Source organism: Ramlibacter tataouinensis, from assembly GCF_001580455.1.
In the GTDB taxonomy this organism is placed as follows: Bacteria; Pseudomonadota; Gammaproteobacteria; order Burkholderiales; family Burkholderiaceae_C; genus Ramlibacter; species Ramlibacter tataouinensis_B.
The window spans coordinates 3,369,732-3,381,063 of record NZ_CP010951.1 but is presented as its reverse complement, the minus strand read 5'-3'; the positions used below and the strand labels follow the sequence as shown (position 1 = coordinate 3,381,063).

The window sequence follows — 11,332 nt, the reverse complement described above, 5'->3', positions numbered from 1 at the left end:
TCAAACATCGCTTCAGCGGGCGATCACCCAACGGCAAGACCATCACGGCGCCGTCAGGCACTTGTGGCAGTCTTCCAGGCCCAGTTGCCTGAAGCACTGTTCCTGCAGTTCGGGCGTGACGCCGCGGTCCCGGTAGCTGCGCAGGCTCCGGCACAAACTGTCGTTTTCTGCGGATCCCATCGAGGGCACCGAAGACGCCGACGACCCGGATCCCGAAGCTCCCATCGAGGTCGTTGATGAGCAGCCCACAATAACGATGACTGTGGCTGCAGTGACGATTGCCGAGACGATATGGCGGTTCATGGCGCTTCCTTTCAGTGATCAAGGTTGACTTGACCTTCAACTCAAGCAGACGTCGTCTGCTGCCTCCCAGAGATTCCCACGTGTCCACCAGGTTTTGAGCTTGGGTTTGGGGAACGCCTGCCCCCCGCGGGCCCTAGTGAAAGTGTCGATGGGAGTGTCGAACTCCTGAGTCGTGCTTGTGTTCGTGAGAGTGGGCATGGCCGTGGCCTCCGTGCCACTGTTCAACGCCGGTGAATCTCCAGACGATCCACGAGACTAGCCAAGCGAGCATAAACACTGACACGATCAGGTAACCCAGCCCCCCCATGTCGATGGCGGCCACGGTATCAAAGAATGGCCCTGCGAGGCGCAACCATGCAACGAGCACTTGAAGCAATTGGACCGACCCGATGACCAGCGCGACGGCGACCGAGATCCCTGTAACCGTCAAGTTGTAGAAGATCTTGCGCAATGGATTGACGAACGCCCAGTTGTAGGCTCGAACCATCAGCACTCCGTCGGTGGTGTCCATAGCCGACATGCCTGCGGCAAAGAGGACAGGAAGCGCCAACACGGCAGCGAGAGGCAAATCCCCTGTCGACGCACCTGCCGACATCGCAAGTAGTGCGACTTCCGAGGCTGTATCGAAGCCCAGGCCAAACAGCATGCCGAGCGGCAACATCTGCCAACTATGTCCAATGATTCGCTGCAGGCGTCCTGAGAGAATACGACTGATGAGCCCTCGCCGCTTGAGCAGTTCCTCAATATGTGCGTGGCGATGTTGCTTGTCATCGTCGCGTCTGAAGACCTTGAGCATCTGGAGAAGAACTCCGAGGTTCAACAGTCCGACCACCCACAAGAAGACACCGGAGACGGTCATTCCAATCACGCCGCCCATCTCCCTCAGAAGGGGGATTTCAGCTTTGGTTGCGTGGGTCATTCCGGCGATGATTGCCACCATACCGAACACAATGAACGAGTGGCCCAGAGAGAAGAAGAAGCCGACACCCATTGGATTTCCGCCCTTCTGCACAAGAAGTCGGACGGTATCGTCGATGGCTGCGATGTGATCCGCGTCGAAGGCGTGCCGCAATCCAAACATGTAGGCGGCAAGACCGAGTCCAAGAAGTGCAGGATGGCTTGCCGAGTAGTGCAGGTAGATTCCCCAGCCAATCGCGTGGAGCGCGACAACGAAACCGTAGAAAGTCAGCAGTCGCCACCAGTCGGCCGGCGCGAATGCCGTCGCGATCAGTGTTGCGGATGACGATTGTTGTTTGTCAGGGCCGCCGACATTCGCGAGGCGCTGAGGCATGGCGTCATCGATCCGAACAGGGATGCGAATTCAAGAAGGGAAGAAGAGCTGAAGCAGCTTGTCTCCGTATCCCCAGATCACCGTCCCGACGATGCCTGTCAGGTAGCTGAGATACAAAGCCAGCTTGTAGGTGCCTTCCGGATCGAGAAATATCTCGAGCTCCCGTGACAAGGTGGAGAGATTGTGTCGTAGCGCAGTCACGAGGCTGCCTTGCAAGACGCCCGAGAGCCTGAACGTGCATGCGGCGCCCGCGAGTCCCATGATCGAACCTGACCGAGAGAACCAGTCAGTGCCTGTCTTGCGAGAGATGTACAGCGACCAAATGACGAAGATCCACGACAGCGCGAGAACGATAAGAACGACGACGCTCTTCTGGCGAAGATTCGAGTAGAGCGAAGCGATCTCACTCTGTCTATTCATAGCAGTGTCCATGGCAATTGCCTCCGAGTTGCGTCAACGCCACGGGAAGGGATTGGCCACAGGGCATCCGGCTACTTGCAGTCGCACCAACTTCCAGAAGGCTCTGATTCTTTCGCGTGCGGTTTGGGTATCGGCAGCCACCACCCGATAGACCAATCCGGCATCGTTCGGAAGCCGGCTCGCGCCGTCTGCCCATTCCCCGGCCCGACTCCATTGCGCACCCATCGTCTGTTGAATTGCCGCAGCATGTTCGCGTGGAGTAAGGAGCACGACACTGCCGAAGACATTGAAGTTGCCCATGACGCCGATGTTGCGGACATCGGCATGCTCCGGCTCTATCAGCAGCTTTTCCGTGAAGAGCTTCGCTCCTTCCGGTCGCTCGGCACTTACGCTGGACGAATAGACGTCGAACTGGAAACGCTCGCCCTCTCGATAGTGCAGTCGACCGGCCAAAAGCGTCTCGGCATAGAGCAGGGTCGCCGATTCGGCGATCCTGACGCGCGTGCGGGAGTGGAAGCGCGAATGCCTGGAAGGGATGATCGGTTCCGGCAGATACTCGAGATACGCCCCATCGTCCAGCAAGAACTCTTGTGTCTGGGCCGCGTAGTTCGCATCCATCTCGTGGATCTTGGTGGCTGCCTGTGTCGTGACATGGGCGCGCGCGCGGGGACGCATATCGAACTCCACGGTGTATCTGTCACCCTGTACCAGGCCTCCGGACGTCGTGATGATGTAAACCACAGGGGTATCCGGCATCCCCTCATCACAATAAAGCGCCTTTTGCACCAGCAGGGGCGCCTTTCTCTCCATGAACGCGAGGATCGAACGCTCGGCGCGGGCCTCGAACCTCAATCGCAAGAGCGCTTCCTTGCCCAGCCCCCCTGTCGCCAGCTGCTTGGGCTCATCCTGATAGGAGGCCAGCTCCGACGCCAAAACCTGCATGATTCATTACTGGGGAGTCACATCAAACAGCACGTTTTCCAGAATGAGTTCTATCAGGCGATCAATACCTTCACCCGTCTTGCAGTTCGTGAAGACGAATGGCTTGTCACCTCTCATGAATCGCGAATCCCGGTCCATCACCTCAAGACTGGCGCCGACATAGGGGGCCAAATCGGTCTTGTTGATCACGAGGATGTCTGACTGGCTGATGCCAGGACCGTTCTTGCGGGGAATCTTGTCGCCAGCCGCGACATCGATGACATAGATGAAAAAGTCCACCAATGCGGGACTGAAGGTCAGTGTTAAGTTGTCGCCGCCACTTTCGATCAACACAACATCAGTCTCCGGAAACCGCGCCTCCATATCCTCAACGGCGGCGATATTCATGCTTGGATCTTCCCGGACTGCAGTGTGCGGGCAGGCCCCCGTCTCGACACCCAGGATTCGCTCTTCGACCAATACCCCTTTGAGCGTGCGCTGAACGTGCTTTGCGTCCTCAGTAGTGACGACGTCGTTCGTGATGATGAGCACACGCACTCCCATATCGAGCAACTTTGGAGTGATGGCTTCCACAATCGTCGTCTTACCCGAGCCGACCGGACCTCCGACACCGATACGCGTGATTGTCTTCATTTGAGAGCTCCTGCTCGTCAGTTCATGAACATCCGCACGGTCGCCCTGACGTGATTGGCGGCCAATACGTCAATGACAGGCGAAAAGACAGCCATGTCTTCAATGGAAAGACCAGCAATGCGGCGATAGTCGTCTTCGGCACGCGCATTGCTCTCCAAAAGCACAACTTGAGCATCCAGATAGTGAAGCTTCATGAGCCTTAACGAGGCTGCAGTCATCATGCTTGCCAGTCCGTACTGGTGGACGGCGAATGCTTCCTGTTCGGACAGGCCAAGCGCGCAGAACACCAGAGCCTGGGCGATCGGGTAGCAGCCCGGCGTTGCGTCTGCTCGGATGCGTTCGAGCCACGAGCTAGCGGCGCAAGGGCCGATAACATAAGCTGCCATTTCTGCCAGCTTGCGGCCCATCCTCACTGTCATCGTCCGCGACTCCTCATTGAGCTTCCGGTTGAAGACCGCGTGATCCGCATCATCGATGAGCGCATCATCGCAAGCGGTGGAACCCCTGAATGCTGCGAGCAAAGCGACCCCGTCCGAACCGGCCGCCTGCTGGAGCGCTGCGTGCACAAACTCACCCAATGTGTCGGCATCGTGAACGACGCCCAACTGAACTGCAGATTCGATACCGTTTGAAAAAGTGAACGACCCCACAGGCAGCAGCGAATCCCCGAACTGCAGTAGACGGACCGCTGCGCCGATCCGCGTGTTCACCCCACCAAGATCTATCCTAGTGTCTCGGGTGGTCGTGATGCGGATGGTCATGGTCATGCTCGATCGCTTCACCATGGTCGTGGCTGTGCTCAAGCCCATGGTGATGCGAATGGGGAACGGCATCGGCGCCCCCGAACACCTGTCGAGATTCGCGCGGAGATAGGTAGGGAATGATCGCCGCGCCAGGCGCGAACTCGTAGGTGATCTCGTGGAAAGCGTGCGTCTTCATCACAGAGTTCATCACAGCCTGGTTGACCGTCAAGGGAACGTAGACCGCCGTCCCCTTGACCACCGCGGGCCAGTGCTGGTTGCCCAACGCGTGACCCAGTTCGACGCAAGTCCGGGCGATGTCCTCGGGCGAGCGGCCAAACAGCGCATCGAGCCGGATGACCATGACGTCCTGCAAATCGACTCGCACGACAGTCGCTCTTCTCGCAGCATCATCCCACGTCAGTACATCACCGTCCCGAAGATGCACATTACGTTCGAGGGAGATTGCCAGGTCCAGACCCCCTTCCGTCGTATGCCGGAATCGGGTTTTCTGGGCCTGCCACTGGTCGAGGTGCAACACATCGACATGAGCCGCGTCGAGCCGGTCCTTCCACGTTGGCTGCGAAGCGTTTCCTAGAACCTTTCGAATCACCGTTTTGAACACGCGAATCTCCCTTGGGGCAAAGCCTTGGAAGGTCAATCATCAGCTGAAAAAATACAGCTGGTTGAGCGATATGGTCTTCGGAGGCTTCACCGTCGCGTGCACGCCGTCAACCGTCACCGCGAAGGTCTCTGGATTGACGTCGATGTTCGGCACCAGGCTGTTGCGAACCATGTGCTCTTTGGTCAGCACACGGGTCTGCCGGACTGGTTCGACGATGCGGCCCAGTCCGTACTTCTCGTGCACCTTGAGGTCGTATGCCGCCTGAGAGATGAAAGTGACGCAACTCTTCTGCAGCGCCGATCCAAATGCGCCGAACATCGGGCGATAGAACATCGGCTGCGGCGTCGGCAGGGAGGCGTTCGGATCACCCATGTTGGCCCACGCCACGAATCCGCCCTTGAGTACGAGCTTGGGCTTCGCCCCAAAGAACGCAGGCTCCCACAGCACCAAGTCAGCCAGCTTCCCAGGCTCGATCGAGCCCAGCATGTGGGAGATGCCCGCCGCGATGCATGGATTCAAGGTCACCTTGGCCAGATAGCGCAGCACGCGGAAGTTGTCATTGCCCGGCGCGTCTTCCGGCAGCCTGCCGCGCGCTTTCTTCATCGCATCGGCGGTCTGGATCGAGCGAAGGAAGGTCTCTCCAACCCGCCCCATGGCCTGTGAGTCACTGCTGATCATCGAGATCGCACCAATGTCATGAAGCACGCTTTCGGCCACGATCGTTTCCCCGCGCACACGACTCTCGGCGAACGCCACGTCCGAAGGGATCTTCGGGTTCAGGTTGTGGCACACCATGATCATGTCGAACAACTCGGCCACCGAGTTCACGCCGCATGGCAGCGTGGGGTTCGTCGAGCTGGGCAGGACATTCGGCTGCCCGACCACCTTCAGGAGGTCAGGCGCGTGACCACCACCCGCGCCTTCGGTGTGGTACGTGTGGATCGTTCGCCCTTCAAAGGCGGCGATGGCATCTTCGACGAAGCCCGATTCGTTCAGCGTGTCGGTGTGGACCGAGACGCTGACGTCGTATTCGTCAGCCACGGACAGGCAAGTACGTATGCAACCCGGGGTCGAGCCGTAGTCTTCGTGAATCTTAAAGCTTGCGGCGCCGCCTCGAAGTTGCTCCACCAGCGGCGCGATGCCGCTGCTGTTGCCCTTTCCGTGAAAGCCGACGTTGATGGGCAAGTTCTCGACCGACCGAAGCATCATTTCGAGGTTCCAGGGGCCGTTCGTGGACGTGACTCCGTTGGATCCGTCGGTCGGGCCGATGCCGCCCCCCCAGAACGTCGTCGTGCCGTTCGATAGTGCCGCAGCAATCTGTTGCGGGCAGATGTAGTGGATGTGCGTGTCCATCCCGGCAGGTGTCAGAATCAAGTGCTCACCGGTGATCGCATCCGTTGCGGTGCCCGTAACCAGTCCCGGGGTGACACCATTCATCGTGGCGGGATTCCCGGCTTTCCCGACGCCGGCGATGCGACCATTGCGAACGCCGACATCGGCCTTGATCACGCCCAGCACTGGATCGAGGATCGTCACATTGGTGATGACGAGATCGAGGCAACCCTGCTCTTGCGTGATTTGGTTGTCGGAGCCCATCCCATCACGAAGAGTCTTTCCGCCGCCTGTCACCAACTCATCGCCGTAGACCCTCAGATCCCTTTCGATTTCGACATAGAGATCCGAGTCGCCCAGGCGAATCTTGTCTCCGGTAGTTGGACCGTAGAGGTCCGCGTACTGCCGCCGCGAGATTGTTGACATGTTCGAACCTCCTACTTGCTCTTGCCGGACTTTGTCGACTTGAAGCCCCCTTCCTTGGCGCGCCTCACGGCGGCGTCGAAGTTGGGCCGATAGTCCTTCGACGGCCCGCTTCCGGTCCATCCGTCGGCCAGGTTGTTGAAGCCAAGGCAGAACTGCTTGCCTCCCATTGGGACAAGCGTCACGTCCTTTTCATCACCGGGCTCGAACCGGATGGCGGTTGTCGACGGGATGTCCATTCGCATTCCGAATGCCTGTTCCCGATCGAACTCCAGGAACCGATTCACCTCGAAGAAGTGGAAATGCGAGGCAACCTGAACCGGACGGTCACCGGTATTGCGGACCTTCAAGGTCACTGTTGGACGGCCGGCATTGATCTCGATTTCGCCCTTCGCGAGAATGAGTCCGCCTACCGGGGCCGATTCCTTTGATTCGTTGTCCCTGGCCGGCTTGTCCTTTTGAGTCGCATTGGCCATAACTGTTCTCCTTGAGGTTGCGAACGACGAATCACCTGATGGGGTCATGGACCGTCACCAAACGACTGCCGTCGGTAAAGACTGCCTCCAACTGGACGAACGGGATCATCTCGGCGACTCCTTCCATGACGTCGCCGCGAGTCAACACGGACGCGGCCTCCTTCATGACCTCTTCGACCGTCTTGCCTTCGCGCGCGCCCTCGAGGGCGGTCGCACAAATGATCGAGACCGTCTCCGGATGATTCAGCTTGAGCCCCCGGGCTTTACGCCTTTGTGCGATGTCGGCAAGTTGATAAATCAACAACTTCTCCATTTCACGCGGTGTCAGATGCATGATGGGTACTCCTCGCGGTCTCGGGCTATGGCGTTGCCGGCTCCTTGATGAAGACGGCCTCCAGTTGCCCAATCAATATGACGATCCAGGCGGCCGCGACAAACGGGGCCGTGAGCGGCGGAATTCCAAGCTGGCTCGGAAAAAACTCAGTCAGTGGAATCGATATTGCCGCGGCCAACAGAGGGATCAGCAGTGACTTGCGCCAGAGGTACACGGCCATGGCAGCCAGCGAGGCGTTGTATCCATAGAGGCCGAGTGAGATCGTGCCGACCGGGTTGTTGTGATAGACCGCTAGCGCCGTCCCGACCAGCGACCCGATCAAGGCCAACGCAGCGTGCCTCCAGTCGGAGATTGCGACCCCGATCAGAAAGAGCAGTCCGGTCAGAACCGTCGCGCCAAACATGACTTCCGCGGGTCCAGCCAGGACGGCGGTCAGGAACCCTGCCGGCGTTTCCGGCGCGGGGGCCGGCTTCACGTCGATTCCGGTGCCGGCCGCAGCATGCGCGATGATGATGACAGCCCAGGTGACAACGATGAACGGCGCCGTATAGGTCGGAAAACTCAGGTGGCGACGTGCCAGATGCGTGAGTACCGTGGACACGACACATCCTGCGACCAGAAGAATCCAGGTCAAGGGCCTCGGCTGAAGATAGAACAAGGTGCCGATACCGACGAGAACGGGGTTGAAGCCGTAAATTCCCTGGTCGAACTCCCCCTCGTCGTATCGCGCGACCTTAGCGACAACGGTGCCGATGACCGCACCAATGACCGCTCCGGCGAGCATCAGCGGTGAGGCCAGGGCGATACCTGCGAGAAAGAGCACTCCCGTGCCCGCGTGACCCTGGAACATCACCTGTCCCACACCGCGCAACACGACGAGGGCAGTCCGCCAGACCATGGGCTGCTCCGCAGCGCTCCCCTTTGCGTAAGTCGACATGGCAGTACGACCCTTTGTCTATAGCGGTCCCGGAGGATTGACAGCGAGAGGATCTTGTCTTGCTCGGCGAGCAATATAGGCCGCATTTTTCGAAAGGCAAGTGGTTTTCTGGACCTTTTTGCCTCGCGGTCAGGCATGTGCATTGCCGTTTCTGCGCCTTTTGAGCTCTTGGTCAGGCATATGCGTTGCCAAAAGGCTGCCATGAAGTGAGGAGGTTGTGTTTGCCCACGACGTTGGGTCCAATCTGGAGGTCGATCCGCAGGGGAATCTCATGAACCGGCGCGTTTGCAGTTGGGCAGTTGGGGTTTTCGTCGCGTTGCTGCTGACAGCGTGCGCATCACGTCCGATCACGCAGCCGCTGAAGACCTACGATCCGGCTTACGGCTACAGGATCGGCAATTTGCAGTTGCTGAGAGGCGACCCGACGTTTGGGTTGGTGATCGCGATGTCCGGCGGCGGCACTCGCGCTGCCGCGCTCTCATACGGCGTGCTCGAAGAGCTGCGCCGAACCAGTGTCCCAGGCCCGCAAGGTCCGCACCCGCTTCTGAACGAGGTGAAGGTGATCACAGGAGTGTCGGGGGGCAGTTTCACCGCGCTCGCATACGCACTGCATGGGGATCGGCTGTTCGATGAGTTTGAGTCGCGCTTCCTCAAGCGCAACGTTCAGGGCCATCTTCTGTCGCAGGTACTGAACCCGGTTAACTGGACAAAGATTTGTTGCAGCAGCTATAGCCGTACGGAGCTTGCCGCCGACTTCTATGACGAGATCCTTTTTCAAGGTGCGACGTATGCGGACCTCATGGCAAAGAGGGATGCGCCTCTTGTTTCCGTGTCGGCCACGGAGATTTCAACTGGCGCTCGCTTCACCTTCAATCAGAACACCTTCGATGTGATTTGCGCAGACCTTGCGAGCGTCCGCCTCGCGCGCGCCGCGGCGTCTTCCTCTGCGGTTCCTGTCGTCTTTGAGCCGATCACGCTGGATAACTATGCCGGGACATGTGGATCTGACTTGGACAAGAGGGTTCGAGAGATGATCGGAACAGGCGTGAGCCGCTCGGTGTTTGATCGCGCCGAACGTCGTCGTGCGGAACTGGCTGCACTGACCGACGCAACCAAGTTCAGGTATTTGCATGTCGTCGACGGCGGGGTCGCGGACAACCTCGGACTTCGCACACTGCTTGAAGGACTCGAGATCGCAATTGCAAGCCAGCGGTTTCGCGAGATCACTGGCTTCGACGGCATGAACCGCTTCGCGGTCATTGTCGTCAACTCGCTATCCAATCCGGAGACGGACTGGGGTTCGCGCGAATCCGCCCCTGGCATCTTGTCGCAGCTTCTCAAGTCAGGTGGTATCTCGATTGACCGCTACTCCTACGATCAGATCTCACTGCTGCATGACAATGTGCGAATTCTTCAGGAGCGGGGGACCCACCCCATTGATTTTTTTCAGATCGAGGTTGGTTTTGCCGGCATCCATGACCCTCATGAGCGGCGGTACTTCATGGACCTCCCGACCAGCTTCTCACTGTCAGGTGAACAGGTGGACAAGCTCCGGGAGATAGGCGGAAGGTTGCTGCGTGAATCGCCGGAATTTCAGCGTCTCTTGAAGAGCCTCTCCGCCGTTCCCAGTGGCGTGGCCCAGTAGTCCAGCTTCGTCAACCCGTCCGGGCTCCAACAGAGTGTCGGCCCAATGCGTCTGGTGATATTCGGAGAGCAGCTTCTGCTTTGCCACAGTGAAGGCGATTGTCGAACCCTGGCGCGACTTGCCGGCACTACGCGGCGGCTTCCTGGCAGTGCTAGCTGCGACGCTGTTCGGTGTCAGCACCCCGCTGGTGCAGCGCGCCGGCGCCGGCGTAGGGCCATTCATCACGGCAGCCTTGCTGTACGCGGGCGCCGCGTTGCTCAGTGGAGTGCTTCGGCAGCCCGCCAAGCGTGAAGCCAAGGTGCGACGCGGCGACCTGCCGCGCTTACTGGCGATGGCCGCCTTCGGCGCCGTCATCGGCCCGGTTGCCCTGGCTTGGGGTTTGCAGAACACCAGCGCCACCAGTGCCTCGTTGATCTTGGCGTTGGAAGCCCTGTTCACCGCCCTCCTTGCACGATGGCTTTACCACGAGTCCATGGACCGCCGAGTCTGGACGGCCATGCTGCTACTCATGGCGGGGGGAATGATCCTGATCATCGACCGTGGCGCTGCCGGGAAAGGTCAACTGCTCGGCGTCGCGGCCGTGCTGCTCGCCACCGCTGCATGGGGCATCGACAACACCTTGTCACGCGGGCTCGCCGAACGCAATCCGGCGCAGGTCGTCTTGTTGAAGTCATGCATCGGCGCTCCGGTGGCGCTGCTGCTGGCGCTTGTCTGGGGTGAGTCCGTGCCGAGCCTGGGACAGATCCTGGGCCTGCTCGCGATTGGCGCGACCGGCTATGGCCTCAGCCTGCGAATGTATCTTCTGGCGCAACGGGCCTTCGGCGCCGCACGCACAGGTTCTGTCTTTGCCTTCGCTCCCTTCATCGGGGCAGCGCTGGCCATCGGTCTGGGCGAGCGCAGTCTGAGCTGGGGGATGGGCGCGGGTGCACTGCTGATGCTGCTTGGCGTGGTCGTGCACCTTTTTGAACGACACGAACACGATCATGTGCACGAACCACTGCAGCATGAACATGCTCACCGGCATGGCGACGGGCACCACGATCACGTCCATGATCCTATGCCCGAAGTCGAACACAGCCATCTGCACCAGCACGAGCCGGGCCGGCACAGCCACCCCCATGTACCGGACGTGCATCACACACACAGGCACTAGGCGATCGCCGCGCGTCGAAGATGCGTTCGACGCCTAACCATGGGATGTGACCCTGGAAAGTGCCAAACCGACACCGTT

Annotated in this window: 12 protein-coding genes and 1 pseudogene; 2 read left to right on the top strand and 11 right to left on the bottom strand. The window is 59.5% G+C overall.

The features are described 5' to 3' along the window. Window positions 1-42: 42 nt before the first annotated feature. The 11 genes and pseudogenes from UC35_RS23690 to UC35_RS15785 form a co-directional block, all read right to left on the bottom strand. Window positions 43-303 (bottom strand): hypothetical protein, encoded by a 261-nt coding sequence (locus UC35_RS23690; RefSeq protein WP_145979497.1) that lies wholly within the window; start codon window positions 301-303, stop codon window positions 43-45. Window positions 304-436: 133 nt separating this feature from the next. After that, window positions 437-1,594 carry a HoxN/HupN/NixA family nickel/cobalt transporter gene (locus UC35_RS15830; protein WP_082793291.1) on the bottom strand — a complete coding sequence of 386 codons (1,158 nt, stop codon included), beginning with the start codon at window positions 1,592-1,594 and terminating at the stop codon, window positions 437-439. Between the two features lie 30 nt (window positions 1,595-1,624). Beyond that, complete coding sequence (locus UC35_RS15825; RefSeq protein ID WP_061501348.1) at window positions 1,625-2,026, bottom strand: hypothetical protein; 402 nt, start codon at window positions 2,024-2,026, stop codon at window positions 1,625-1,627. Between the two features lie 21 nt (window positions 2,027-2,047). Further along, on the bottom strand, window positions 2,048-2,956 hold the full coding sequence (locus tag UC35_RS15820; protein ID WP_061501346.1) for an urease accessory protein UreD: 909 nt from the start codon (window positions 2,954-2,956) through the stop codon (window positions 2,048-2,050). Between the two features lie 6 nt (window positions 2,957-2,962). After that, on the bottom strand, window positions 2,963-3,610 hold the full coding sequence (gene ureG, locus UC35_RS15815; RefSeq protein ID WP_415752709.1) for an urease accessory protein UreG: 648 nt from the start codon (window positions 3,608-3,610) through the stop codon (window positions 2,963-2,965). After that, window positions 3,607-4,350, bottom strand: coding sequence for an urease accessory protein UreF (locus UC35_RS15810; RefSeq protein WP_061501343.1), 744 nt, complete (start codon window positions 4,348-4,350; stop codon window positions 3,607-3,609). The genes ureG and UC35_RS15810 overlap by 4 nt, the downstream gene beginning before the upstream one ends. Further along, entirely contained in the window at window positions 4,316-4,954 is a 639-nt protein-coding gene (locus UC35_RS15805; protein WP_227820343.1) for a hypothetical protein, read from the bottom strand. The genes UC35_RS15810 and UC35_RS15805 overlap by 35 nt, the downstream gene beginning before the upstream one ends. 39 nt (window positions 4,955-4,993) lie before the next feature. Beyond that, entirely contained in the window at window positions 4,994-6,712 is a 1,719-nt protein-coding gene (locus tag UC35_RS15800; RefSeq protein ID WP_061501341.1) for an urease subunit alpha, read from the bottom strand. Between the two features lie 119 nt (window positions 6,713-6,831). Beyond that, window positions 6,832-7,110: pseudogene (gene ureB, locus UC35_RS24400) on the bottom strand (urease subunit beta); the annotation flags it as partial. A 106-nt stretch (window positions 7,111-7,216) separates the two neighbouring features. Then, complete coding sequence (locus tag UC35_RS15790; RefSeq protein ID WP_061501337.1) at window positions 7,217-7,519, bottom strand: urease subunit gamma; 303 nt, start codon at window positions 7,517-7,519, stop codon at window positions 7,217-7,219. A 25-nt stretch (window positions 7,520-7,544) separates the two neighbouring features. Further along, on the bottom strand, window positions 7,545-8,417 hold the full coding sequence (locus UC35_RS15785) for an urea transporter (RefSeq protein ID WP_082793590.1): 873 nt from the start codon (window positions 8,415-8,417) through the stop codon (window positions 7,545-7,547). Between the two features lie 310 nt (window positions 8,418-8,727). On the opposite strand from UC35_RS15785, the gene UC35_RS15780 reads away from it, so the two are divergent. Together UC35_RS15780 and UC35_RS15775 are read left to right on the top strand one after the other, a co-directional pair. Then, window positions 8,728-10,101 (top strand): patatin-like phospholipase family protein, encoded by a 1,374-nt coding sequence (locus UC35_RS15780; protein WP_061501333.1) that lies wholly within the window; start codon window positions 8,728-8,730, stop codon window positions 10,099-10,101. A 97-nt stretch (window positions 10,102-10,198) separates the two neighbouring features. Beyond that, a complete protein-coding gene (locus UC35_RS15775) occupies window positions 10,199-11,254 on the top strand; it encodes a DMT family transporter (protein WP_061503867.1) in 1,056 nt (351 codons plus the stop codon). Window positions 11,255-11,332: the final 78 nt, after the last annotated feature.

What these genes read in the sequence shown, in the direction of transcription:
- UC35_RS23690 (WP_145979497.1), bottom strand. Translation starts at nt 303, where the DNA reads ATGAACCGCCATATCGTCTCGGCAATCGTCACTGCAGCCACAGTCATC.
- UC35_RS15830 (WP_082793291.1), bottom strand. Translation starts at nt 1,594, where the DNA reads ATGCCTCAGCGCCTCGCGAATGTCGGCGGCCCTGACAAACAACAATCG.
- UC35_RS15825 (WP_061501348.1), bottom strand. Translation starts at nt 2,026, where the DNA reads ATGGACACTGCTATGAATAGACAGAGTGAGATCGCTTCGCTCTACTCG.
- UC35_RS15820 (WP_061501346.1), bottom strand. Translation starts at nt 2,956, where the DNA reads ATGCAGGTTTTGGCGTCGGAGCTGGCCTCCTATCAGGATGAGCCCAAG.
- UC35_RS15810 (WP_061501343.1), bottom strand. Translation starts at nt 4,350, where the DNA reads ATGACCATCCGCATCACGACCACCCGAGACACTAGGATAGATCTTGGT.
- UC35_RS15800 (WP_061501341.1), bottom strand. Translation starts at nt 6,712, where the DNA reads ATGTCAACAATCTCGCGGCGGCAGTACGCGGACCTCTACGGTCCAACT.
- UC35_RS15790 (WP_061501337.1), bottom strand. Translation starts at nt 7,519, where the DNA reads ATGCATCTGACACCGCGTGAAATGGAGAAGTTGTTGATTTATCAACTT.
- UC35_RS15785 (WP_082793590.1), bottom strand. Translation starts at nt 8,417, where the DNA reads ATGGTCTGGCGGACTGCCCTCGTCGTGTTGCGCGGTGTGGGACAGGTG.
- UC35_RS15780 (WP_061501333.1), top strand. Translation starts at nt 8,728, where the DNA reads ATGAACCGGCGCGTTTGCAGTTGGGCAGTTGGGGTTTTCGTCGCGTTG.